Origin of the sequence: Streptomyces sp. NPDC050610 (assembly GCF_040654875.1) — a bacterium.
Classification (GTDB): domain Bacteria; phylum Actinomycetota; class Actinomycetes; order Streptomycetales; family Streptomycetaceae; genus Streptomyces.
The window spans coordinates 35,333-60,418 of record NZ_JBFAIV010000013.1 but is presented as its reverse complement, the minus strand read 5'-3'; the positions used below and the strand labels follow the sequence as shown (position 1 = coordinate 60,418).

The window sequence follows — 25,086 nt, the reverse complement described above, 5'->3', positions numbered from 1 at the left end:
ACTGCCGTCCGCGAGCGTGCGGCCGGACTCTTCGCGGGGGTGCCGGGGCGGGCTGCCGCCGCGGCTACGGCCGTGTCCACGGCTGTGTCTACGGCTTCTGCTGCGGTGGCGGTTGCGGAGGGTGCGGCGCCGGGGGGTGGTGGGGGAGAGCGTGGGGCGGGTGCGCCTCGTGTTACGAGGGCGGTTGGGGCGCGGACATTGGGGGCGGGGGCTGCGCCGGTGCTGGTGCCGGTGCTCTCGCCGGGTGCGGGGAGCGGGTCCGGGGCGGCGGGCCCTGCTCCCAGTGAGCGGTTGCCTGCGCCGGAGCCGGGGTTGGTGTCCTCGTCGGGTGCGGGGAGAGATTCCGGGGCGGCGAGCTTCGGACATCGAGAGGGACTGTCCGAAGTGTTTCGGGCGAGGCTGGAGAGCTACGCGAGCGGGGGCTCAGCGGCTCCACCCGAGGGCGCTGTTGGCGCCGTCGGCGGTAGCGGCGATGGCGACGGTAGCGGCGATGGCGATGGCGGCGGGGCTCGCGTCCGGGGGCGGCGCGGTCACTGGGCGCGCGGCCTGGGGGAGCGGACGCGCCTGTGGGTGCAGCTTCGTTGCGGCATCGAACCCAAGACGCTGGCAGCCGTGGCGGCAGTGCTGCTGGCCGTGTGCGTCTTCACGGTCCACCACTTCTGGACCGGGCGTCCGCAGACGGTACGGGCGCCCGCCGCCGAATCCGCGAGGCCGCGCCCCACCCCGGCTCCGCCGCCCCTGGCGGGCCGGAGTGCCCAGCGGGTCGTGGTCGACATCGTGGGCAAGGTGCGTACACCCGGTGTGCGGCGGCTGCCGGCCGGGTCGCGGGTCGCCGACGCGCTCAGGGCGGCCGGCGGCGTCCGGGAGGGGACGGACACCAGCGGATTGAACCGGGCCAGGGTCCTGACGGACGGCGAACAGATCGCGGTGGGCAAGGCCCCGGCCGCCGCCCCCGCTCCGGCTGCCGCTCCGGCGCAGGGCGGCACGCCGGGCGGAGCCCCCGGCTCGGCCGCGCCGATCAGCCTCAGCTCCGCCACCGCCGCGCAGCTGGACACCCTCCCCGGCGTCGGCCCCGTGCTGGCCCAGCACATCCTCGACTACCGCTCCCAGCACGGCGGGTTCACCTCCATCGACGAACTCCGCCAGGTCAACGGCATCGGCGCCCGCCGCTTCGCCGACCTCCGCCCGCTGGTTCAGCCATGACCGTTCCCCGCCTCGCGGTCCACGCCACCGCGCGCTCCCCGCACGGCAACGCCGACCCGCATCAGGAGGGCCCGCCCGACCTGCGCCTTGTCCTTCCCGCCCTCGGGACATGGGCGGCTGCGGCCGTCGCACTGACCGCCCCCGGCATCGCGGTAGCGGTGGCCTGCGGGGGTGCGGTCCTGGTGGCCGCCCTGTTGCTGCTGATCGCGCGCCGAGGCGCGGGCCCGACGGCACGCGTCGCTGAGCCGCTGTCGCCGCCATTGCCGCCGGCCCCCGGACTGCCCGGGCGGCCCGAACCGGCTCCACCGGGGCGGCCGGGCCCGACGGCTCCGGCGGTAGGGGCAAGTTCGGGGGACGGGCCGGGCAGGGCCCTTGCGGGACGACCAGATTCGAGCAACGGGCCGGACAGGGCCCCGGTGGTACGGGCAGGTTCGGGCGCGGTGCCGGGCAGGGCCCCGGTGGTGCGGGCTGGGCGGCCGGGCGTGCCGGAGAGTGGGCCGACGCAGCGGTGGCGTGCGTCCGGTACGCGGGTGGCGGTCGCGACCGTGTTGCTCTGTGCGGCAGCCGGGGCGGCCTCGGCCGCTCTGCATGCCGCGGACACGCGGCGCGGGCCGCTTCCGGGGCTGGCCCGGCAGTACGGCGAGGCGGCTGTGGAGCTGACGGTCACCAGCGACCCGCGCGTGGTCCGCCCGCGGGTGCGCGGGGCGGTGATGGCCGCGCCGGGCGTCATGTTCGAGGCGGAGGCGAGCCGGGTCACCGCGGCGGACGGGCGTACGACGGCCACCCGGACGCCGGTGCTCGTCATCGTCCGGCAGCCCCGCGCCAAGGCCCGGCCGCCCGCTGCCGCCGGCTGGCTGAGCCTGCTGCCGTCCACGCGGCTGCGCGTACGGGGGCAACTGGCGCCGTCTTCGCACGAAGGCGAACGGATCGCCGCCGTGGTGCGCGTCGGAGGCGGCGGGCCGCCGCGGGTGACCGGTCCGCCGACGGCCGCGCAGCGCGTGGCGGGGCGGCTGCGCGCGGGGTTGCGCGACGCGACGGACGGGCTCGGGCCGGACGCCCGAGCACTGTTGCCGGGGCTGGTGGTGGGCGACACGGCACGAGTGTCGCCCGAGCTCGACGCGGCGTTCCGGGCCACGGATCTGACGCATCTGCTCGCGGTGTCCGGCAGCAACCTGACGATCATCATCGTGCTGCTGATCGGCCCCGCGCACCTCGCCGTGCGCGCGGAGCGGCGCGGGCTGGCGGCGCGGCTCGGGGTGCCGCTGCGGGCCACGGCGTGGCTCGGCGGTGGGTTGACGCTCGCGTTCGTCATCGTGTGCCGCCCGGACCCCAGCGTGCTCCGGGCCGCGGCCTGCGGGCTCGTCACGCTGCTCGCCATCGGCACCGGACGCCGCCGTTCCCTGCTGCCCGCGCTGGCCGCGGCCGTGCTGCTGCTGGTGTTCTACGATCCGTGGCTGGCGCGCAGTTACGGATTCCTGCTGTCCGTGCTCGCCACCGCCGCCCTTCTGACCATCGCCCCGCGCTGGAGTGCGGCCCTGCGGCGGCGCGGGGCGACGCCTCGGGCGGCCGAAGCGCTCGCGGCAGCGGCTGCGGCGCAAGCGGTCTGCGCCCCGGTCGTCGTGGTGCTGGCCGCCCGTGTCAGCCTCGTCGCCGTCCCCTGCAACCTCCTCGCGGAACTGGCGGTCGGTCCAGCCACCGTCCTCGGGTTCGCCGCGCTCGCCGTCGCGCCGATCGCACTTCCGGCGGCCGAGGGCCTGGCCTGGCTGGCGGGGTGGCCGGCCGGTTGGGTCGCCTCGGTGGCCCGTACGGGCGCGGAGCTGCCCGGCGCGGAGTTCGGCTGGCCGGAGGGCTGGGGCGGCGGGCTGCTGCTGGCGGTGGCCACCGGGTTCGCGGTGCTCGCGGCACGCAGGGCGTTGCGGCACCCCTGGCTGTGTGCGGCGTGTGCGCTGCTCCTGCTCGTCGCGGTCGTCCGCCCGGCTCCGCTGACGCGGGCGATCACCGGCTGGCCGCCGCCGGGTTGGCGCATGGTGGCGTGCGATGTGGGGCAGGGCGACGCGCTGGTGCTGGCCGCCGGGCCCGGCGCGGCCGTCGTGGTGGATACCGGGCCGGAACCCCGCGCCGTCGACCGGTGTCTGAGCGACCTCGGCGTGGACACCGTGCCGCTTCTGGTGCTCACGCACTTTCACGCCGATCACACCGAAGGGCTGCCCGGGGTGTTGCGCGGCCGGGCCGTCGGGGCGATCGAGACGACGACGCTCGAAGAGCCGCCCGACCAGGTGGCGTCCGTACGGCGTGAGGCGGCCGCAGGGCGGGTGCCGGTGATCGCCGCGGTGCCGGGGGAGCGGCGGCGCGTCGGCGGCCTGTCCTGGGAGGTGCTGTGGCCGCCGCCGACGTCCGGGCCCGCACGGGCAGGGGCCGAGGACGGTCCCAATGACGCGAGCGTCACGCTCCTGGTCCGTACGGCGGGGTTGACCGTGCTGCTGCTGGGCGACCTCGAACCGCCCGCGCAGCAGGCCCTGTTGGCGTCGCACCCCGAGCTGTCCGCGGTGGATGTCGTCAAGGTCGCCCATCACGGGTCGGCCTACCAGGACCCGGAACTGATACGCCGCCTGCGACCGCGCCTCGCCGTGATCTCCTGCGGGGCGCACAACGTGTACGGGCACCCGTCGGCCCGTACGGTCGCGGCGCTGCGGTCCGGTGGTGCGGCCGTGCTGCGCACCGATACGGACGGGCCGATCGCGGTGCTGGGGGACGGCTCCGGGGCGGTCAGGGCTGGGCGCAGGGGGAGTTCGGCCGGGCCCGCAGGTCGGCGCAGGGTACGTGGCCGTAGGTCCGCATCGTGTTCTTGGCGGTGTCGCTGCTGAGGTAGGTGAGGAACTTGGCGGTGAGGGAGCCGTCCTTGGGAGGACCGTAGGTGTAGAAGTTCTCGACCGCCCAGAAGGGATAGGTGTTTTGACGGACGCGCTCGATGTCGGGTTCGCCGCCGTCCAGCAGGAGGCGGTTGACGTTCGGCTGCTTGGTGGCGGCGGACATCTCGCCGTAGCCGATGGCGCCCGGCACCCGGTTGACCTCGGCGACGAGCTGGTCGGTGCTGCTCAGCTCGCAGTTGACGAACCGGGCGGAGGGGATGCGGTCCTTGTTGCGGCAGTCGTCGGAGGAGGCGACGGGTTCCGTGCCGCCCCGCAGCACCTTCTGCTCGAAGACCTTGCGGGTGCCGGAGTTGGAGGTGCGGCTGACGAAGTGGATTTCCTGGTCGTTGCCGTTGAGCTGGTTCCAGTTGCGGTACTTGCCCGCGTAGATGTCCCGCAACTGACGCAGGGTCAAGTTGTGTATTCCGGTGTTCTTGTTGACCACGATGCTGAAGATCACGACGCCGGCGGGCTGCCCGCGCAGCTGCTGGAAGCTGTGGGGCGCGGGCCCGTCGGACACGGCGATGCGGGCCGGGGCGCCGGAGTGGGCCTTGCCGCCGAGGCTGTTCAGCTCCTGCAGCGCCGTCAGGCTGGCGCTCTCCGTCACGGTGATCTCGGCCCCCGGGCACTGCCGCTCGTACGCCGTGCTGATCAGCGAGGTCAGCCGGGCGAAGGCGGAGGACCCGGTGACGGTGAGCCGTCCCGACGCGCACTCGCTGCGCGGCGGGCTGTCCGAGCCGCTGAGCTGGAGCCCGCCCAGCAGCCCGACCAGGATGATGAAGACCGAGCCCAGTGCGAGGCTGACCGGCTGCGGGCCGCGCCGTTGCGCGTTCCGTACGATGCGGCCGCCGCTGAGGAAGCCCTCCAGGGTGATGCGCTCTCCGGTCCCGGCCCCGGAGAGCAGGACGAGGACCTTGAAGTGGTTGCGCTTGTTGAGCGGTACGCGGGGCAGGGTGAGGCGGCTGCCGTCGGGGCGCAGGCCGCCGTTGCGCGTCAGCATGGCCGCGAGGTTCGGCGGGTTGGAGTCCGGGACCTCCACCCCGACGATGGTGCGGCCCGCGAAGTCGACGGTCAGCGGTTCCTGGTAATCCTGGCGGACGATGTCCTTGCTGCCGTCGTTCTCGATGCGAAGCAGCGCCAGCGTCGCGTCCGAGATCTCCCGGTCCGCCCGCAGCAGCCGCAACTGGACGACACTGTGGGCGGCTTGCGGGTTCATGCCGATCGCCGTGTCCATCTGCACCCGGTAGCCGATCCGCTTGCGCCCCGGCAGGAACCGGTCCACGGCCCAGATCAGCGCGGTCGCCAGGAGCCCGGCGGCGGCGAGGATCGTCTCGGTGCTGGGCAGTGTCACAGGGGACCTCGCACGGGCGATCGGTCGGGCGTCGAGCGTTCGTATGCGAGCAATGTACGAACGTGCCACGCGCCCCGAGCGCGATTCCGCTCCCCGTCACCGGAGGTTCATCCACCGTCCGCCGAACCTGCGACGCTCGCGAGCCGCGTCGCTCGCACGCCACGGCCCCTGACGGTGCGCTTCCCAGCGGGGCGGCCCGGCGTGGCGGTCACATCAAGAGCCCTCCGTGCGGGACGCGTTGTCCAGCGGGCTCTTGGGGCTGGTGTGGTGTTCGCGGATCAGTCGCAGCGAGGCGTCGCGGTCCCGCCGTTCGAGCGCGTCCACGATGTCGCGGTGCAGTTCGTGGCGCTGGGCGATGTACTCCCCGAGGGGCTGTTCACCGCCCGGCAGGACGCCCAGGGTGTGCGTCTCGATGAGGTCGAGGAGGTTGTTGTAGAGCGAGCGGAGCAGGGCGTTGGGGCTGATGGCCGCGATCTGCGCGTGGAGCCGCCAGTTCGCGCGGACGAAGGCGACGGCGTCGGTGGCCGCCACGGCCTGCGCCATGACGTCGAGGTGCCCGCGCAGCCGGGCGAAGTCGGCCGGCGAGGCGTGCCAGAGCGCGTCCTCGATCAGCAGCGGATCGAGCGCGTCCCTGATGCGCACGGCCTCGGCGACGTCCGTCTCTTGCGCGTCGAGGGCGAGGACGGTGTTGCCCAGCCTGACCATCGGCGACGGCCGGGAGGAGAAGATCCCGCCGCCGGGCCCCGGGCGGACGGTCACGAGGCCGCGCGCCTGAAGGAGCCGCAGGGATTCGTTGAACGTTCCCACGGAGACGCCGCACTGGGCGCGCAACTCCTCCTTGGTCCCGAGCCGGGTGCCGGGTCCGGCGTCCTTGGCCAGCGAGGCGATGCGGTCCGCGGCCTGTTCGGCCCGGCTGGGTGCTGCGGGGCGGGCGGTGTTCACGGCACTCCTCGACGTAGCCGAATATTCATTATGGATATTACAACGACCCCCTCTTGATGCCATGAACAGCAGCGGCGCAGTATCACTGTAATCATCATGCTCAATTAGCGCGAGGGTCGCGCGAACACGTGCCGGCCGGCCGCGAATGACGGACGAAGGAGCCCCGATATGGCACTGCACCGTCTGATATCCATCACCATGGGCGTCCCCGACGTCCCCGAGACGGCCGCGTACTACGCCGATCTCGGGCTCACCCCGGACGGCGACGGCTGGCTCGCCACCCGCGACGGGGGCCGCCAACTGCGCATCGTGCACGCCCCGACGCGCCGCCTGCTGGAAGTGCGCGTCGGCGTCGACGACCCCGACGACCTCGCCGCCGCGGCACACCGGCTCGCCCGCCTCGGCGTGCCGGCCGATTCCGCCGACAGCTCCCTGACCGCGTACGACAAGGTCACCGGTTTACGCGCGGTACTCGACGTCGCCCCGCGACCGGCGCCGCCGGCGGCGGTACCGGCCACGCCCTGCAACGGGCCCGGGCGCGTCGAGCGCGTGGGATCGCGCGCGCCGGGCACCCAGCGCTCCGCGCCGGTCCGCCCGCGCAAGCTCGGCCACGCCGTCGTCGGCACCACCGACTTCGACGCCACGACCGCCTTCTTCCGCGACGGCCTCGGGTTCAAGGCCAGTGACTACATCAAGGACTCCGGCGCGTTCCTGCGCTGCTCCACCGACCACCACAACATCCTCGTTCTCAAGGCGCCCGCCGTCTTCCTGCACCACACGTCCTGGCAGGTGGACGACGTCGACGACATCGGCCGCGGCGCGACCGCCATGCTGGAGGGCCACCCGGAGCGGCACGTCTGGGGCCTCGGCCGCCACCACGCGGGGTCCAACTTCTTCTGGTACCTCAAGGACCCGGCCGGCAACTTCGCCGAGTACTACTCCGACATGGACTGCGTCGTCGACGACCAGTTGTGGACGCCCGAGGTCTTCGAAGGCGCCAGGGGGCTGTTCAGCTGGGGCCCGCCGCCGCCCCCGTCCTTCCTGCACCCCGAGGACCTCGCCGCCCTCATGACCCGGAGCCACAGCGCGACGGGATGACCCGAGCGCGCCCCGGAGCTGGAAACCCGGAGCCGGAACCCCGGGGTCGGAGCCGAGGTCGGAATCCTCACTGGGTCCCGGCGCCGGGCACGGACGTGTCAGTGGCCGGCTTCCCGCCAGCCCTCGTACTCGGCGGCGAACTCGTCCAGCGCCGTCGCGTCGAGCCGCCCCGCCGGGTCCTCGATCACCACCAGCCACTGCGCGTCCTCGGCGTCGTCCTCGCCCGCCAGCGCGTCCCGGACGAGCTGCGGCTCCTCGCGCACGCCGAAGCGGTCCCCAAGGGACTCCGCCACCTCCTCCGCCGCATCCCGGTCGGGCAGCACCAGCACATGTCGTACGTCGCTCACCCCTGCATTCTCCGGCACATGCGGCACTGTCAGTGCCGCATGGGATGCTGGACCGCGATGGCCAGGAAACCTTCCCCCGACGACCTGCTCGCCCCCGTCACACTCGCGGTGGGCCAGGAGGACCTCCTCCTCGACCGAGCCGTGCAGCAGGTGGTGGCGGCCGCCCGCGCCGCCGACGCGGACACCGACGTGCGCGATCTCACCTCCGACGCGCTCCAGCCCGGCACCCTCGCCGAGCTGACCAGCCCGTCCCTCTTCGCCGAGCGCAAGGTGGTGGTCGTCCGCAACGCCCAGGATCTCTCCGCGGACACGATCAAGGACGTGAAGGGCTATTTCTCGGCGCCCGCCGAGGAGATCACGCTCGTGCTGCTGCACGCGGGCGGCGCCAAGGGCAAGGGCCTGCTGGACGCCGCCCGCAAGGCGGGGGCCCGCGAGGTCGCCTGTCCCAAGATGACCAAGCCCGCCGACCGGCTCGCGTTCGTACGCTCCGAGTTCCGCGCCACCGGCCGCTCCGCGACCCCCGAGGCGTGCCAGGCCCTCGTGGACGCCATCGGCAGCGACCTGCGCGAGCTGGCCAGCGCCTGCTCCCAGCTCGTCGCGGACGTCGAGGGCACCATCGACGAGGCCGTGGTGGCCCGCTATTACACGGGCCGCGCCGAGGCGTCCAGCTTCACCGTCGCCGACCGGGCCGTGGAGGGCAGGGCCGCCGAGGCCCTGGAAGCGCTGCGCTGGTCGATGTCCACCGGAGTCGCGCCCGTACTGATCACCAGCGCCCTCGCCCAGGGCGTACGGGCGATCGGCAAGCTGGCCTCCGCCCCGCGCGGCGCCCGCCCCGGCGACCTGGCCCGCGAGCTGGGCATGCCGCCCTGGAAGATAGACCGCGTGCGCCAGCAGATGCGGGGCTGGTCCGCGGACGGCGTCGCCGTCGCACTGCGCGCCGTCGCCGAGGCCGACGCGGGCGTCAAGGGCGGCGGCGACGACCCGGAGTACGCCCTGGAGAAAGCCGTCGTCGCCGTGGCCCGCGCCGCCCGCACCCGGAGCCAGTGACCGCGCCCCACGCCGCCCCGCCGACGGGCCCGTACGCCCTGCCGAGGGGCCCGTACGTCCTGGCATAAGGCGCGTACGGGCCGACGCGCGGCAAGCTCGCAATACGTACGTGAACACGTCGAAGGCCCCGGGCCGCTCTGGGGAAGAGCGGGCTCGGGGCCTTCGGATTCACGCTGTGTGCGCCGCACCCGCGTGGCGAACGCAGGCTCGTGTGCGGCGCGGTGCGCCAGTCAATGGCTGGAGCTTCCGGACCGGAGCGGTAGAGAGGGTCCGCTGAGTCCTGTCCGGCGGGTCCGGGGCAGCGCCCCGGGGCAGAGCTGTGGAACTACAGGAGGCTTCAGCCCTGGAGGGAAGCGACCCGCTTGGCCATCGCCGACTTCTTGTTGGCGGCGGCGTTCTTGTGGATCACGCCACGGCTGGCGGCCTTGTCGAGCTTCTTGCCGGCGAGGGCGGCGGCAGCGGTGGCCTTCTCCAGGTCACCGGCGGCAACGGCCTCACGGGTCTGACGGATCGCGGTCTTGAGCGAGGACTTGACGGCCTTGTTGCGCAGGCGCGCCTTCTCGTTCGTCTTGTTCCGCTTGATCTGGGACTTGATGTTCGCCACGAATGAGCCTTCTCAGGTTCGTCGGATTTCGATGAGCGCCTCGCACACCAGAGGGCACGAGGCACGGTGGACCAGGCTACCAGCAGGCTCTCCGGCCTCCCAAACCGGACCGAGGCCGCCGCTCATGGGACGATGGTGGGGTATGCCCGAGCCCCGCCTAGCCGCGCCCAGCCGCGCTAGCCGCGTTCAATCACCGAATGGACCCTGCGTGCCCGCGACCCCTTCGAACGTGCCGGAGCCGAGCCGTACCGACCCGGCTCTCATCCGTAACTTCTGCATCATCGCGCACATCGACCACGGAAAGTCGACGCTCGCCGACCGGATGCTCCAGCTGACCGGAGTGGTCGACCAGCGGCAGATGCGCGCGCAGTATCTCGACCGCATGGACATCGAGCGTGAGCGCGGCATCACGATCAAGTCCCAGGCGGTCCGGCTGCCCTGGGCGCCCACGGAGGGCCCGGAGCAGGGCTCGACCCATGTCCTCAACATGATCGACACTCCGGGCCACGTCGACTTCACCTACGAGGTCTCCCGCTCCCTCGCCGCGTGCGAGGGCTGCATCCTCCTCGTCGACGCCGCCCAGGGCATCGAGGCGCAGACCCTCGCCAACCTGTATCTGGCGATGGAGAACGACCTCACGATCATCCCGGTCCTCAACAAGATCGACCTGCCCGCCGCGCAGCCCGAGAAGTTCGCCGCCGAGCTGGCGCACCTCATCGGCTGCGACCCCTCCGACGTGCTCAAGGTCTCCGCCAAGACCGGCGAGGGCGTCGACGCGCTGCTCGACAAGGTCGTCGCCGAGGTCCCGGCCCCGGTCGGCGTCGCGGACGCCCCGGCCCGCGCGATGATCTTCGACTCGGTCTACGACTCCTACCGCGGCGTGGTCACCTACGTCAGGGTCGTCGACGGCCAGCTCAACAAGCGCGAACGGATCCGGATGATGTCCACCGGCGCCGCGCACGAGCTGCTGGAGATCGGGGTCTCCGCGCCGGAGATGAAGGCCGCCGACGGAATCGGCGTCGGCGAGGTCGGCTACATCATCACCGGCGTGAAGGACGTGCGGCAGTCCAAGGTCGGTGACACGATCACCTCCCTCAGCAAGGGCGCCGACAAGCCGCTGGGCGGCTACAAGGACCCGAAGCCGATGGTGTTCTCGGGCCTGTACCCGCTGGACGGCTCGGACTACCCGGAGCTGCGCGAGGCCCTCGACAAGCTCCAGCTCAACGACGCCGCGCTGGTCTACGAGCCGGAGACGTCCGCCGCGCTCGGCTTCGGTTTCCGCGTCGGCTTCCTCGGCCTGCTGCACCTGGACGTGATCCGGGAGCGGCTGGAGCGCGAGTTCGGGCTCGACCTGATCGCCACCGCCCCTAACGTGGTCTACCGCGTGATCATGGAGGACGGCACCGAGCACACGGTCACCAACCCGAGCGAGTTCCCCGAGGGCAAGATCGCCGAGGTGCACGAGCCCGTCGTCCGCGCGACCGTGCTGGCCCCCAGCGAGTTCATCGGCTCGATCATGGAGCTCTGCCAGGCCCGCCGCGGCTCGCTGCTCGGCATGGACTACCTCTCCGAGGACCGCGTCGAGCTGCGCTACACCCTCCCGCTCGCCGAGATCGTCTTCGACTTCTTCGACCAGCTGAAGTCCAAGACCCGCGGTTACGCCTCGCTCGACTACGAGCCCACCGGCGAGCAGCAGGCGCAGCTCGTCAAGGTCGACATCCTGCTGCACGGCGACAAGGTCGACGCGTTCTCCGCGGTCACCCACAAGGACAAGGCGTACGCGTACGGGGTGCGGCTGGTCGCCAAGTTGCGCGAGCTCATCCCGCGGCAGAACTTCGAGGTGCCCATCCAGGCCGCCATCGGCAGCCGCGTCATCGCCCGTGAGACGGTGCGCGCGATCCGCAAGGACGTGCTCGCCAAGTGCTACGGCGGTGACATCTCCCGTAAGCGGAAGCTGCTGGAGAAGCAGAAGGAGGGCAAGAAGCGGATGAAGATGGTCGGCAGCGTGGAGGTGCCGCAGGAGGCGTTCATCGCGGTGCTGTCCTCGGACTCCGACGGCGCGGACTCCAAGACGAAGAAGTGATTCCCGGCGGGACTCGGCTCAGGCGCCTCTGAAAAGCTGCCGGGCCGAAGTCCCGCCGCCGCGCAGGGCGCTCACCCCGGTACGACCGGGGCGGGCGCCCTGTGCGGCATTCGGGTGGTCGTACGGGCGCGTGGCGCGAACAGGCCCCCGCGCGGGGTTTCCGATCGGCGCGCGGTCCCGTTACGGATACCGACAGCGACGCCCGTCGCTGCGGAAAGGGAATCCGACAGTGAAGTACACGAAGGCCGCCGCAGTCGTTGCCGGTTCGCTGATGGCTCTCGGCGTCGCCGCGCCCGCGTTCGCCGGCGGCGTCGAGGCGGACGCCGCGCCCGGCCAGGCCACCGCGGGACCGCTCCAGGACGTCGACGTCCAGGGCCTCGTCGGCGCGGTCGGCGAACTGGGCAGCGCGTTCGACCGCACGCAGGGCGCCGAGGGGAAGAGCTCGACCCAGCCGTCCCGGAACCCGACCATGGTCGGCGGCCTGCCGATCGGCGCACCACTGGGCGGCTGACGCCACAGTCGCGGCGGCCGCGCCGGCGCGGCCGCCGCCCATGGCCGGATTCCGGCCCACACCGAGGGCTGCGCCCGAGGCTCGCGCTGACGGCCGCCCCGGCCCGTACGGGCGGTGGTCGCGCGTGCGGGCTCGCCGTGACGGCCGTACCCGGCCTGAAACCGACGCTCGCGCCTGCGGGCTGGCCCTGGCGGTCGTGCCCGCACGTACGGGCGGTCGTGCCGACGGTCCGTACCGACAGCCGTGCCGGTGGTCCGTCCCCCGGCCGGCCCGTGCTGATGGCCGTACTCGGCCGGTACGGGTGGGCCGTACCGGCAGCCAGTATTGGCGGTCGTGCCGACGGTCCGTCCCCCGGCCCGCGCTGATGGCCGTACCCGGCCAGTACAGGCGGGCCGTACCGGCAGCCAGTACTGGCTGCCGTGCCGGCCAGCCAACACTGGCGGCCGGTACTGGCGGCCGTATCGGCAGTCAGCGCCGTCATCCGACACTGGCGGTAGCACCGGCAGGCCGTACCCGCAGGCCATCCCCATGGCCGCGGGGTGCGGCTCGCGCCCACAGCCCGTACGGGCCGTCGGTACCGGCAGCCCCGCGCCTGCGGTTCACGTCTGCGGATCACGCCTGCGGGCCGCGGCCCGCAGCCCGCGCCCGCGGCGCCGCCGCGGCCCGTACCGGCGGCCCGTACCGGCGGTCCGTCGGTCCGGCGAGAAGCTCGCCGTACCGCCGGCACGGGAGGGTGCATGTATGGGGCATCTATCGCATCGGCAACCGGTTCAACTGGAGTCCCGCAGCCTCTTACATGGCGGCGGCATCGCATCTAGTCTGATCACTGCTCGAAGGTTACTCGCGAGTCACCAGCAATGAGGCGGGCCCCGGAGGATGCCGTGACCGATACACAGGCTTTGATCGAGAACCGGCCACCGTCCGTGGCGAACCTCTTTCTCGAACGGGTCGAGGCGACGCCGGACGCCGAGGCATACCGCTACCCCGTCCCCGCCGCCTCGGGCGAGGGCCCCGACGACTGGGCGTCGCTCAGCTGGCAGCAGGCTTCCCAGCGCGTCTTCGCCATCGCCGCCGGACTGCTCGACCTCGGCGTACAGCCGGAGGAGCGCGTCGCGCTCGCCTCCAACACCCGCGTCGAGTGGATACTCGCCGACCTCGGGGTGCTCTGCGCGGGGGCCGCGACCACCACCGTCTACTCCTCGACCAACACCGAGGAGACGGCGTTCATCCTCTCCGACTCGGACAGCAAGGTGCTGATCGCCGAGGACGCCGCGCAGCTCACCAAGGTCCGCGCGTGCCGTGCCGAGCTGCCGTCCCTGGCCCATGTCGTGGTCATCGAGGAGGCGGACGCGGTGGCCGCCGAGGGCGACCCGGAGGGCTGGGTGCTCTCCCTCGCCGAGCTGGAGCGGCGCGGCGGCGCGTTTCTGGAGAAGAGCCCCGACGCCGTGACCGACCGGATCGGCGCCCTGGAGCGGGACCAGCTCGCCACCCTCATCTACACCTCCGGCACCACCGGCCGCCCCAAGGGCGTCCGGCTGCCGCACGACTGCTGGTCGTACATGGCGCGCGCCATCCAGGCGACGGAGCTGGTCACCCCCGACGACGTGCAGTACCTGTGGCTGCCGCTCGCGCACGTCTTCGGGAAGGTGCTCACCGCGGGGCAGATCAGCGTCGGGCACATCACCGCCGTGGACGGCCGGGTCGACAAGATCATCGAGAATCTGCCGGTGGTCCAGCCCACCTATATGGCCGCCGTGCCGAGAATCTTCGAGAAGGTCTACAACGGGGTCGTCGCCAAGGCGCGGGCCGGCGGCAGCGCCAAGTACAAGATCTTCCAGTGGGCGGCCGAGGTCGCGCGCGAGTACGCGAAGGCCTCGCAGGACAACTTCCGCCACACCGGAAACGGTTCGGTCTCCTTCGGCCTCTCGGCCAAGCACAAGATCGCCGACGCTCTCGTCTACGCCAAGCTCCGCGAGGCGTTCGGCGGCCGGCTGCGCGCCTGCATCTCCGGCTCGGCCGCGCTCGCCCCCGACATCGGGTACTTCTTCGCCGGCGCGGGCATCCACATCCTGGAGGGCTACGGGCTCACCGAGACCAGCGCCGCCAACTTCGTCAACCCCGGCGAGGCGTACCGCACCGGCACCGTCGGCAAGCCGCTGCCCGGCACCGAGGTCCGGATCGCCGACGACGGCGAGATCCTGCTGCGCGGCCCCGGCATCATGCAGGGCTACCACGGGCTGCCCGAGAAGACCGCCGAAGTCCTCGAATCCGACGGCTGGTTCCACACCGGCGACATCGGCGAGCTCTCCGCCGACGGCTATCTGCGGATCACCGACCGCAAGAAGGACCTGATCAAGACGTCGGGTGGCAAATACATCGCGCCCGCCGAGGTCGAGGGCCAGTTCAAGGCGGTGTGTCCGTTCGTCTCCAACATCCTGGTGCACGGCGCCGACCGCAATTTCTGCACCGCGCTCATCTCGCTCGACGAGCCCAGCATCATGGAGTGGGCCAAGGAGCACGGCCAGTCGGGCCGCTCGTACGCGGAGGTGGTCGCCGCCAAGGAGACCGAGCAGCTGATCGACGGCTATGTGAAGCGGCTCAACGAGGGGCTCCAGCGCTGGCAGACGATCAAGAAGTTCCGGCTGCTGCCGCGCGATCTCGACGTCGAGCACGGCGAGCTGACACCGAGCCTCAAGCTCAAGCGGCCGGTCGTGGAGCGCCAGTTCAAGGACCTCATCGAGGACATGTACGCGGGCACGCGCGAGTCATAGCCACGCGGATACGGGCGTACGAGCGCGTACGGGCGTACGGACGCACCGGGAGGCACGGGCGTACGTACGGGCGTCCAGGGGCGAACAAGCCGGGGCGGGGCAGAGCGGGCCAGGGCGACACTCCGCCCCGGCCCGCCCCCGCTCTCACCCCCGCCCGCCGCGCAGCTCCCGCAACGAGGCCTCCACGGCCGACACCCGGCGCCGCAGCTCCTCCGCGTCGGCCAGCTCCCCGCGCGCCAGTTCCCGCTCGATCCCGGACAGCCGCGCCAGCATCGTGTCGATGCGCGCCTGATCGCGCAGCAGCAACTGCTGCAACTGCCGGTTCTTGCGGTACAGGTCGAGGAAGACGGTGACCTTGGCGCGCAGCACCCACGGGTCGAACGGCTTGGTGAGGTAGTCCGCGGCACCGGTGGCGTAACCCCGGAAGGCGTAGCCGGAATTGGAGTCCGTGCCGGTCAGGAAGATGATCGGCACGTCCTTCGTCTGATCGAGCCGTTTGATGTTGGCCGCCGTCTCGAAGCCGTCCATGCCGGGCATCAGCACGTCCAGGAGTACGACGGCGAACTCCTGGCGCAGCAGCGCCTTCATCGCCTCCTCCCCGGACCGGGCGCGCACCAGCGGCTCGCCCAGCGAGGTCAGTACGGCCTCCAGGGCGGCGAGGTTGTCGTCCATGTCGTCGACGAGGAGGATGCTCGCCCGGTCGGCGGCCCCGATGGCGGCCTCGGCGGTGGCGGTGGAACCAGAACTCATGAGGGCCTCGTGATGTTCTCGGCCGACTCCTCGGTCGGCGCGGGGGCGGCAGGGGCTGCCTCTGGGTCCAGGAGGCGGAGCGCCACGGTGAACAGGTGGTCCACGTCCACCGGTTTGGGAACGTAGTCGGACGCGCCGACGGCGATGGACTTCTCGCGGTCGCCGGGCATGGCTTTCGCGGTGAGGGCGATGATCGGCAGTTCGGCGAAGCGCGGGGTGCGGCGGATGGCGTCGATCGTCTCGTAGCCGTCGAGCTCCGGCATCATGATGTCCATCAGCACGAGCGCGACGTCCGGGTTCCTCTCCAGCGTCTCGATGCCCTCCCGGCCGTTCTCCGCGTAGAGCACGGGCATGCCGACCCGGCCCAGTACATGGGTGAGCGCGAAGACGTTGCGGATGTCGTCGTCGATGATCAGCACCCGGCTGCCGTCGAGGACCGCGCCGACCCGGCCGACCCGCCACTCGTGCAACCGGGTCGCGGCCGGCCAGTTCGGCTCCTCGGGAGCGTCGTACTCCTCCTGGACCTGCTCCGGCTCCGCGCACAGCTGCGGGGGCGAGGCGTGTCCGGGGACGTCGGACTCGTCGTCGGCCAGGTGGCCGCTCCAGGTGGGGGGCACGTACAGCGTGAAGGTCGAGCCCTTGCCCGGCTCGCTCTCCGCGGTGATGCGCCCGCCGAGCAGCCCGGCGATCTCGCGGCTGATGGAGAGGCCGAGGCCGGTGCCGCCGTACTTGCGGTTGGTGGTGCCGTCGGCCTGCTGGAACGCCTCGAAGACGGCAGAGAGCTTGTCGGCGGGGATGCCGATGCCGGTGTCGCTGACGGCGAAGCCGATCTGGTCCTCGTCGTCCTCCTCCGCGCGGACCCGGTTCACGCGCAGCACGATCTTGCCGGTCGCGGTGAACTTGATGGCGTTGGACAGCAGGTTGCGCAGGATCTGCTGGAGCCGCTGCTCGTCCGAGAACATCTCGCGCGGTACGTCCTCGCCGACCGTGACCTCGAAGGCGAGCCCCCGGTCGATGGTGACCGGCCGGAAGGTGGCGTGCACATAGTCGAGGATCTTTATCAGCGGCAGTTTCTTGGGGCGTACATCCATCCGGCCCGCCTCGATCTTCGACAGGTCGAGGATGTCGTTGATCAGCTGGAGCAGGTCGGAGCCGGAGCGGTGGATCGTCGCGGCGAACTGCACCTCCTGGTCGGAGAGGTGCCCGTCCGGGTTGTCGGAGAGCAGCCGGGCCAGGATGAGCAGCGAGTTGAGGGGCGTCCGCAGCTCGTGCGACATGTTCGCCAGGAACTCGGACTTGTACTGCGAGGAGGTGGCCAGCAGCGCCGCCTTCTCCTCCAGCTCCGCGTTGGAGCGCTGCAACTGGGCCTGTTGGCCCTGGAGTTCGTCCGACCGCTCCTGGAGCTGCTGAGCGAGGCGCTGGGACTCGCTCAGCAGCGACTCGGTGCGGGAGTTGGCGATGATGGTGTTGATCGCGACGCCGATGGTGTTGACGAACTGGTCGAAGAACGCCAGGTGGACGTCGGAGAAGCGGGAGAAGGAGGCCAGTTCGATGACGCCGAGTAACTGGTCCTCGAAGAGGATCGGGATGATGACGACGCTGGCCGGCGCCGCTTCCCCCAGCCCGGAATTGATCTTGATGTAGCCGGGCGGCGCCTCCTCCACCAGGATGCGCTTCTTCTCCAGCGCCGCCTGCCGCACCAGCCCGTGGCCGGGCATCCCCGGCGTGTCCACGGTGGCGCCCTGCGCGGAGCCGTACCCGGCGATGAAGGCCAGGCCGCGGGCGCCCGCGGCCGCCGCGCCGTTCGTGCCCTCCTCCGGCTCGGCCAGGAAGAACGCCCCGTACTGCGCGTTCACCAGCGGGGTCAGCTCGCGCAGGATCAGATCGGCGACCTCCATAAGGTCCCGGTGCCCCTGCATCAGACCGGCCAGCCGTGCCAGGTTCGACTCCAGCCAGTCCTTGGCGCGGGTCGTCTCGCGGAGGTTGGCCACCATCAGATTGATGTTGTTCTTGAGCTCGGCGACCTCGCCCTGGGTCTCCACCGTGATCGAGCGCGACATGTCGCCCTGCGCCACGGCGCTGGCCACCTCCGCGATGGCGCGGACCTGGGTGGTGAGGTTCGACGCCAGCTCGTTGACGTTCGTCGTCAGCCGCTTCCACGTGCCGTACACGCCCTCGACGCGCGCCTGGCCGCCGAGATTGCCCTCCGTGCCGACCTCGCGGGCCACACGGGTGACCTCGGCGGAGAACGAGGAGAGCGTGTCGACCATGGTGTTGATGGCCGTCTTCAGCTCCAGGATCTCGCCGCGCGCGTCCACGTCGATCTTCTTCGACAGGTCGCCGTTGGCGACGGCCGTGGTGACCTGGGCGATATTGCGGACCTGCGACGTCAGATTGTCCGCCATGAAGTTGACGTTGTCCGTGAGGTCCTTCCAGACGCCGGACACGCCCCGCACCTGCGCCCGACCGCCGAGTCTGCCGTCCGTGCCGACCTCGCGGGCCACGCGGGTCACCTCGTCCGCGAACGCCCGCAGCTGATCGACCATCGTGTTGATGGTGTCCTTCAGCTCCAGGATCTCGCCGCGCGCGTCCACGGTGATCTTCTTCGACAGGTCCCCGTCGGCCACCGACGTCGTGACCTGGGCGATGTTGCGGACCTGGGATGTCAGGTTGGAGGCCATGAAGTTGACGTTGTCGGTGAGGTCCTTCCAGACGCCGGAGACCCCGCGCACCTGCGCCTGGCCGCCCAGGTTGCCCTCGGTGCCGACTTCGCGGGCGACGCGGGTGACCTCGTCGGCGAAGGCCGAGAGCTGGTCCACCATCGTGTTGATCGTCGACTTCAGCTCCAGGATCTCGCCCTTGGCCTCCACCGTGATGGTCTTGCCGAGGTCCCCCTGCGCCACCGCCGTCGCCACCTGGGCGATGTTGCGGACTTGGGTGGTGAGGTTGTCCGCCATGAAGTTGACGTTGTCGGTGAGGTCCTTCCAGACGCCGGACACGCCCCGCACCTGGGCCCGGCCGCCGAGTCTGCCGTCCGTACCGACTTCGCGGGCGACGCGGGTGACCTCGTCCGCGAAGGCCGAGAGCTGGTCCACCATCGTGTTCACGGTGGACTTGAGCTGGAGGATTTCCCCCTTCGCGTCCACCGTGATCTTCTGCGACAGGTCGCCGTTGGCGACGGCCGTGGTGACCTGGGCGATGTTGCGGACCTGGGACGTCAGGTTGGAGGCCATGAAGTTGACGTTGTCGGTCAGGTCCTTCCAGACCCCGGACACGCCCCGCACCTGCGCCCGGCCGCCCAACTGCCCCTCGGTGCCGACCTCGCGGGCCACCCGCGTCACCTCGTCGGCGAAGGCCGAGAGCTGGTCCACCATCGTGTTCACGGTCAGCTTGAGCTCCAGCAGCTCACCGGTCGCCTCGATCGTGACCTGCCGCGTCAGATCACCGCGCGCCACCGCCGTGGTCACCACCGCGATGTCCCGGACCTGCGCGGTCAGCCGCGCCGCCATCGTGTTGACCGCCTCGGTGACGTCCCGCCAACTCCCCGACAGACCCGCCACCTTGGCCCTGCCGCCCAGCCGCCCCTCGGTGCCGACCTCGCGGGCCACCCGCGTCACCTCGCCGGTGAACAGCGACAGCTGGTCCACCATCTTGTTGACCGCGCGGCCCAGCCGCCGCAGGTCGCCGCGGAGCGGGCGGTTGCCGTCGTGCAGGTCCACGCGCTGCGTGAGGTCGCCGCCCGCGACCGCGTCCAGCACGCGCGTGGCGTTCGCCGCCGGGGTGACGAGGGCGTCGATGAGGACATTCGTGGCCTGCACGCTCATCGCCCAGTGGCCCTGCCCCGGGCTCGGCTCCACCCGCTCGTCCAGCCGGCCCTGCCGTACCACTTCCCTGCGCACCCGCGTCAGTTCGTCGGAGAAGTGTTCATTACGAGCCACTACCTGATTGAACGCGGCGGCCAGTTCCGCCAGCACGCCGCTCTGCGCGCCCGACATCCGCACCCGGAAGTCGCCGTCGCTCAGAGCGGTCAGAGCGCTCAGCAACGGGCGCAGTTCGGCGGCTCGTACCCACTGGTCCTGCGTGTCCCCCGAGCCGGCGAATGCCGTCGGAGCTGCGGTTTCTCCACTCATGGCGACCCACTTACGTAACTCGGTGCATATGAGCGTGGTCAGTCTGTCACTCTGTCGGTGTCGGAAACGGCACTATGCCGGAACTGGTCAGGAGCTACCCGGTGGGTACATCATCTTCTGTTCAATGGGGTGCGGCGGAGCCGCACGGGGTCCATTCACGCGCCGTTCCCGGACACAGCGAGACGGCCGGATCCAGCCAGGCCGAGCCCGTACCGAGCGACCCCGTACCGCATGACCCCGTACTGGACGAGCCGGTGCTGGACGCCCCCGTACTGCACGACCCCGTGCTCGACGGGACCGGTCCGGGCGGACCCGGCTTGAGCGAGCCCGGCCCGGCCGCCGCCGCCCGCGTCGCGCCGACGGCCCGCACGCGCCTGCCCGGCAACTCCCTCGCGCCCCTGGCGGCCCGCCAGTTCGTACGGGCCGCGGTCGCCGAGTGGACCGCCCTCGCCCTCCCCGCGGTGCGCGGGGTCGCCGACCGGCTCACCGAGGACGCCGTCCTGCTGGTGAGCGAGCTGGTGACCAACGCGGTGGTGCACGCGGGCACCTCCGTCGAACTGCGCTGTGCGCTCGACGGCGGGACCGGCGACGGGCGGCTGGCCTTCCTGTGCGTCGAGGTCACGGACTACCACCCCGCCCGCGTGCTCCGGGCCCGGCCGCCGTGCGACATCGACGACGAACTGCCGCGCTCCGGCCACGGCCTGCGGCTGGTCGCCGAGTGCGCCGAATCCTGGGGCACGACGTACCACCGCACGAGCAAGACCGTCTGGTTCCGGCTGCCCGTCGTGCCCGGCGCCCAGCCGCCGCCCGAGGCCGCCACCGCCGGCGACCAGGCGCTCCTGCGCGACCTGCGCGTCGCCGAGATCCTCGCCCCCGCCCCGCGGCGCGCGGGCGACTGCCCCGCCGACCCGGACTGGATCAGCCACGGCGCGCTCTCGTTCCTCGCCGAGGCGTCCGAGCTGCTCGCCGGGCAGTTCGACGAGGACTTGGTGGCCTCCCTCGCGACCCAGCTCCTCGTGCCCCGGCTCGCCGACTGGTGCGCGGTCTGGCTCGACACCGACGGCCATGTGCCGCGCCTGTCCCGCGTCTGGCACACCAGCGAGAGTCGCATCGAGACGCTGCGGCTCACCCTGGAGAAGGACCCGCCCCGGCCGCCCGCCGCCGCCCTCGGCAGCGCCGTCTCCTGGCCCTGGCCCGGCGAACCCGGCGCGTACGGACCCGGCGGCACCGCCCTCGCCTGCCGGCTCGTCGCCGGGGGCCGCGGCGTCGGCACGATACTGCTCGGCCGGGCCGGACTGACCCGCACCCCCGACGAAGTCGTCGGCCTCATCGAGGACTTCGCGCGCCGCGTCGCGCTCGCCCTCGCCTCCGCCCGGCAGTACACCCGGCAGCTCACCATCAGCCAGGTCCTCCAGCGCGGGCTGCTGCCCCGGAGCCTCGCCGAAATCCCCGGCATCGAGCACGCCATCGTCTACGAACCGCGCGGCGACACCTGCGCGGGCGGCGACTTCTACGACCTCTTCGCGGGCGGCGACGGCCGCTGGTGCTTCGCGCTCGGCGACGTGTGCGGCAGCGGCCCGGAGGCGGCCGTGGTCACCGGCATGGTGCGGCCGTGGATGCGGTCCCTGGCGAAGGAGGGGTACGGGGTCGGCGAGGTGCTCGACCGGATCAACCGGATGCTCGGCGAGGACGCGGTCGAGGGGGTCGTCGGCGCCGTGGGGGCCGTGGCGGCGGCGACGGAGAGCGGACCCGGCGTGCCCGTCGAACCGCCGGAAGACGACGGATCGGACAACGGTTCCCCGCGCTTCCTGTCCCTCGTCTACGGCGCGCTGGTCCCGCTGGGGCCCGGCAAGGGCGTCCGCTGCACCCTCGCCAGCGCCGGCCACCCGCCGCCCCTGCTGCTCAGTCCCGACGGAACGGTCCGGCCCGCCGCCGGCTCCCAGATGCTGCTCGGGGTGGCGGAGAGCTCCACCTATACGAGCGAAACCTTTGACCTCGATCCCGGCGACACCCTGCTGTGCGTGACGGACGGGGTGACGGAGCACCGGCGCGGGCCGGACACGGTGGAGCTGTTCGACGACGATGACGGGTTGGCGGCGGCGCTGAAGGGGTGTGCCGGGCTGAGCGCGGGCGGCGTCGCCGAGCGCATCCGGCGGGCGGTCCACGATTTCGGGGCGAGCGCGCCGGACGACGACCTGGCGCTGCTGGTGCTGCGGGCGCGGTAGCGGGGCCCGAAGAGGCTGCGGTAGCGGGGCCCGAAGAGGCTTGCGGAGCCGGGCGCGGGGCGGCCGGTTCCGGTTCCGGACGGCGCCCGGCGCCGATGCCGGACAATGGAGCCCATGCCTTCCGTACTGCCCGATGGTGAGCCCGTGCCCGACGACGGGGCGCTGCCCCCGCACGCCCTGACCGGGGCGGCGGACCGGCCGCTGGGGTTCTACCTGCACGTTCCGTACTGCGCCACGCGGTGCGGCTACTGCGACTTCAACACCTACACGGCCAGTGAGCTGCGCGGCTCCGGCGGGGCCCTCGCCTCGCGCGACAACTACGCCGAGACGCTGGCGCACGAGATCCGGCTGGCCCGGAAGGTCCTGGGCGACGACCCCCGCCCCGTGGAGACCGTATTCGTCGGCGGCGGCACCCCCACCCTGCTGCCCGCGGCGGACCTGGTGCGCATGCTCGCCGCGATCCGGGACGAGTTCGGGCTCGCGGACGGCGCGGAGATCACCACGGAGGCCAACCCGGAGTCCGTGAACCCGGCATATCTGGCGGAGCTGCGGGCCGGCGGCTTCACGCGCGTCTCGTTCGGAATGCAAAGCGCGCGGCAGCACGTACTGAAGATCCTCGACCGTACGCACACACCCGGCCGGCCCGAGGCGTGTGTGGCCGAGGCGCGCGCCGCCGGGTTCGAGCACGTGAACCTGGACCTGATCTACGGCACGCCGGGGGAGAGCGACGCGGACTGGAAGGCGTCGCTGGAGGCCGCGATCGGGGCCGGCCCCGACCACGTCTCCGCGTACGCGCTGATCGTCGAGGAGGGCACCCAGCTCGCCCGCCGCATTCGCCGCGGCGAGGTCCCGATGACCGACGACGACGTGCACGCGGACCGCTACCTGATGACGGAGGAGGCACTGTCGGGCGCGGGTTTCCGCTGGTACGAGGTGTCGAACTGGGCCACCACGCAAGCCGGCCGCTGCCGCCACAACGAGCTGTACTGGCGCGGCGCCGACTGGTGGGGCGCGGGCCCGGGCGCGCACAGCCACGTGGGCGGCGTGCGCTGGTGGAACGCCAAGCACCCCGGCGCGTACGCCCAGGCGCTCAGCGACGGCCGGTCGCCCGGCGCGGGCCGCGAGCTCCTGTCGGCGGAGGACCGCCGCGTGGAGCGGATCCTGCTGGAACTGCGGCTGAGCGAGGGCTGCCCCCTGGACCTCCTCGCCCCGGCGGGGGCCCGCGCCGCCGCCCGCGCGCTCGCGGACGGACTGCTGGAGCCCGCCCCGTACGAGCGCGGCCGGGCCGTCCTCACGCTGCGCGGCCGGCTGCTGGCGGACGCGGTGGTGCGGGACCTGGTGGACTGAGGGGCTCCCCGGCCTTGAGGGGCCTGAGGAGCGCGGCGCCCCCGCTACCCCGTGACGAAGTCGATCAACTCCTCGACGCGGCCCAGCAGCGCCGGCTCCACGTCCTTGTAGCTGCGCACCCCGCCGAGGATGTGCTGCCACGCGGCGCCCGTGTTCTCCGGCCAGCCCAGCGACCGGCAGACGCCCTTCTTCCAGTCCTGGCCGTGCGGGACCGACGGCCAGCCGGCGATGCCGACGGAGGCCGGCTTCACGGCCTCCCAGACGTCGATATAGGGGTGGCCGACCACGAGAACGTTCGCATCCGTGACCTCCGCCGCGATCCGGGACTCCTTGGAGCCCGGCACCAGGTGGTCGACGAGCACGCCGAGCCGGGCGTCCGGCGCGGGGGAGAAGTCGCGGACGATGGCGGGCAGGTCGTCGATCCCCTCCAGGTACTCGACGACGACGCCCTCGATGCGCAGATCGTCGCCCCAGACGCGTTCGACCAGCTCGGCGTCGTGGCGGCCCTCGACATAGATGCGGCCCGCGCGGGCCACGCGCGCCCGCGCGCCCGGGACGGCCACCGACCCGGAGGCCGTACGGGCCGGGCCCCGCGCGGCCCGCTGCTGCGGCCGTACGAGCGTGACGACGCGCCCCTCCAGCAGGAACCCGCGCGGCTCCATCGGGAAGACCCGGTGCTTGCCGAACCGGTCCTCCAGGGTGACGGTCGGCCCCTGGGCCGTCTTCTCGCACCGGATCACCGCGCCGCAGAAGCCCGTGGCGACCTCCTCGACGACGAGGTCGGGATCGGCCGGCACCTCGGGCGCGGGCGCGGTCTTCTTCCACGGGGGTGTCAGGTCGGGGCCGTACTCTCTGCTGCGCATCCGCCAGACGATAGAAAAAGTGACCGGGCGCGCGTCACGACACGCCGAAGCGGGCCGCCAGAGCGTCGCGTTGATCACGTACGAACCGGGCATCCACCACGGCTCCGTGACCCGGCACGTACACCGCGTCATCGCCGCCGAGCGCCAGCAGCCGGCCGAGGGCGGCCGGCCACTGCCGGGGCAGGGCGTCCGATCCGGCCTGCGGTTCGCCGGACTCCTCGACCAGGTCGCCGCAGAAGACGATCTCCGGCGGGCCCAGCACGCACACCGCCAGATCGTGCGCGGAATGGCCCGGTCCGACGTTGGCGAGCAGCACCTGCCGGCCGCCGAGGTCGAGCGTCAGCTCGCCGCTGACGGTGTGGTGCGGGCGTACGAGCAGGTCGGCGGCTTCCGCGGCGGCGGAGGCGGCCACCCCGTGCCGTACCGCGTCCTGCCGCAGCGCGTCCTTCGCGCCCGCGAGGTGATCATCGAGCCCCACCGCGCCGTACACCTGGACCCCGGCGAAGGCCGCCGTGCCCAGCACATGATCGAAGTGCGGATGCGTCAGAGCGATATGCGTCACGGGACGGCCGAAGAGCCGCCGCACCTCGCGGCGGATCTCCGCGCCCTCGCGCAGCGTCGACCCGGTGTCGACGACCAGTACGCCCGTATCGCCGAGCACGGCCCCCACCGTGCAGTCCCAGCCCGGCAGCCTGCGCCGCACCACCCCCGGCGCGAGCGTTTCCCAGTGCGCCTCTTCCCAACTGCTCTCCATACCCAGACGCTAGACCCTGCGGTCGGACTCCCGCCCGCTCCGAGGCGCCCGGCGCGCGCCCAAGCCGCCGGTCCGCACCGCGGGCGGGCGACGGGAGTTCGCGGGCAGGGTCCGGCGAGAGCGCGATACGGTTGCCTGTCGGACCCGTCCA

General features: G+C 72.3%; 17 protein-coding genes. 9 read left to right on the top strand and 8 right to left on the bottom strand.

Features of this window, described 5'->3' with window-relative positions:
• Positions 1–375 precede the first annotated feature (375 nt).
• Complete coding sequence (locus tag AB0I22_RS17965) at positions 376–1,203, top strand: ComEA family DNA-binding protein (RefSeq protein WP_363131874.1); 828 nt, start codon at positions 376–378, stop codon at positions 1,201–1,203.
• Positions 1,200–4,067 carry a ComEC/Rec2 family competence protein gene (locus AB0I22_RS17960; RefSeq protein ID WP_363131760.1) on the top strand — a complete coding sequence of 956 codons (2,868 nt, stop codon included), beginning with the start codon at positions 1,200–1,202 and terminating at the stop codon, positions 4,065–4,067. Before AB0I22_RS17965 ends, AB0I22_RS17960 begins: the two co-directional genes overlap by 4 nt.
• On the opposite strand, the gene AB0I22_RS17955 is transcribed toward AB0I22_RS17960, so the two are convergent.
• Both AB0I22_RS17955 and AB0I22_RS17950 read right to left on the bottom strand, forming a co-directional pair.
• Entirely contained in the window at positions 3,970–5,463 is a 1,494-nt protein-coding gene (locus tag AB0I22_RS17955) for a substrate-binding domain-containing protein (protein WP_363131759.1), read from the bottom strand. The two genes, AB0I22_RS17960 and AB0I22_RS17955, sit on opposite strands and share 98 nt — an antisense overlap.
• A 213-nt stretch (positions 5,464–5,676) precedes the next feature.
• Positions 5,677–6,405, bottom strand: coding sequence for an FCD domain-containing protein (locus AB0I22_RS17950; RefSeq protein ID WP_363131758.1), 729 nt, complete (start codon positions 6,403–6,405; stop codon positions 5,677–5,679).
• Positions 6,406–6,573: 168 nt separating this feature from the next.
• On the opposite strand from AB0I22_RS17950, the gene AB0I22_RS17945 reads away from it, so the two are divergent.
• Positions 6,574–7,503: a VOC family protein gene (locus AB0I22_RS17945; RefSeq protein ID WP_363131757.1), complete on the top strand. Its 930-nt coding sequence runs from the start codon at positions 6,574–6,576 to the stop codon at positions 7,501–7,503.
• 98 nt (positions 7,504–7,601) lie between these two features.
• On the opposite strand, the gene AB0I22_RS17940 is transcribed toward AB0I22_RS17945, so the two are convergent.
• Positions 7,602–7,850, bottom strand: coding sequence for a hypothetical protein (locus tag AB0I22_RS17940; RefSeq protein WP_363131756.1), 249 nt, complete (start codon positions 7,848–7,850; stop codon positions 7,602–7,604).
• Positions 7,851–7,907: 57 nt separating this feature from the next.
• Between AB0I22_RS17940 and holA the strand changes: the two genes are divergently transcribed.
• Positions 7,908–8,897: a DNA polymerase III subunit delta gene (gene holA, locus AB0I22_RS17935; protein WP_363131755.1), complete on the top strand. Its 990-nt coding sequence runs from the start codon at positions 7,908–7,910 to the stop codon at positions 8,895–8,897.
• Positions 8,898–9,234: 337 nt separating this feature from the next.
• On the opposite strand, the gene rpsT is transcribed toward holA, so the two are convergent.
• Positions 9,235–9,501 carry a 30S ribosomal protein S20 gene (rpsT, locus tag AB0I22_RS17930; protein WP_363131754.1) on the bottom strand — a complete coding sequence of 89 codons (267 nt, stop codon included), beginning with the start codon at positions 9,499–9,501 and terminating at the stop codon, positions 9,235–9,237.
• 208 nt (positions 9,502–9,709) lie between these two features.
• Between rpsT and lepA the strand changes: the two genes are divergently transcribed.
• The 3 genes from lepA (at position 9,710) to AB0I22_RS17915 (ending at position 14,866) form a co-directional block, all read left to right on the top strand.
• Entirely contained in the window at positions 9,710–11,584 is a 1,875-nt protein-coding gene (gene lepA, locus AB0I22_RS17925; RefSeq protein WP_363131753.1) for a translation elongation factor 4, read from the top strand.
• Positions 11,585–11,813: 229 nt separating this feature from the next.
• Entirely contained in the window at positions 11,814–12,095 is a 282-nt protein-coding gene (locus AB0I22_RS17920; RefSeq protein WP_363131752.1) for a hypothetical protein, read from the top strand.
• An 881-nt stretch (positions 12,096–12,976) separates the two neighbouring features.
• Positions 12,977–14,866 carry an AMP-dependent synthetase/ligase gene (locus tag AB0I22_RS17915; protein WP_363131751.1) on the top strand — a complete coding sequence of 630 codons (1,890 nt, stop codon included), beginning with the start codon at positions 12,977–12,979 and terminating at the stop codon, positions 14,864–14,866.
• A gap of 144 nt (positions 14,867–15,010) precedes the next feature.
• Here the strand turns inward: AB0I22_RS17915 and AB0I22_RS17910 are convergent, their stop codons facing one another.
• Both AB0I22_RS17910 and AB0I22_RS17905 read right to left on the bottom strand, forming a co-directional pair.
• Positions 15,011–15,616: a response regulator gene (locus AB0I22_RS17910; protein WP_363131750.1), complete on the bottom strand. Its 606-nt coding sequence runs from the start codon at positions 15,614–15,616 to the stop codon at positions 15,011–15,013.
• The gene (locus AB0I22_RS17905; protein WP_363131749.1) at positions 15,613–19,746 is read right to left on the bottom strand and encodes a HAMP domain-containing protein; all 4,134 of its coding nucleotides are present in this window, start codon (positions 19,744–19,746) and stop codon (positions 15,613–15,615) included. Before AB0I22_RS17905 ends, AB0I22_RS17910 begins: the two co-directional genes overlap by 4 nt.
• 317 nt (positions 19,747–20,063) lie before the next feature.
• Between AB0I22_RS17905 and AB0I22_RS17900 the strand changes: the two genes are divergently transcribed.
• Both AB0I22_RS17900 and hemW read left to right on the top strand, forming a co-directional pair.
• The gene (locus AB0I22_RS17900; RefSeq protein ID WP_363131873.1) at positions 20,064–21,971 is read left to right on the top strand and encodes an ATP-binding SpoIIE family protein phosphatase; all 1,908 of its coding nucleotides are present in this window, start codon (positions 20,064–20,066) and stop codon (positions 21,969–21,971) included.
• Between the two features lie 114 nt (positions 21,972–22,085).
• A complete protein-coding gene (gene hemW / locus AB0I22_RS17895; protein WP_363131748.1) occupies positions 22,086–23,318 on the top strand; it encodes a radical SAM family heme chaperone HemW in 1,233 nt (410 codons plus the stop codon).
• A gap of 44 nt (positions 23,319–23,362) precedes the next feature.
• On the opposite strand, the gene AB0I22_RS17890 is transcribed toward hemW, so the two are convergent.
• Complete coding sequence (locus AB0I22_RS17890; RefSeq protein WP_363131747.1) at positions 23,363–24,181, bottom strand: DUF3097 domain-containing protein; 819 nt, start codon at positions 24,179–24,181, stop codon at positions 23,363–23,365.
• A 34-nt stretch (positions 24,182–24,215) separates the two neighbouring features.
• Positions 24,216–24,935, bottom strand: a complete 720-nt coding sequence (locus AB0I22_RS17885; protein ID WP_363131746.1) for an MBL fold metallo-hydrolase — start codon at positions 24,933–24,935, stop codon at positions 24,216–24,218.
• Positions 24,936–25,086 lie beyond the last annotated feature (151 nt).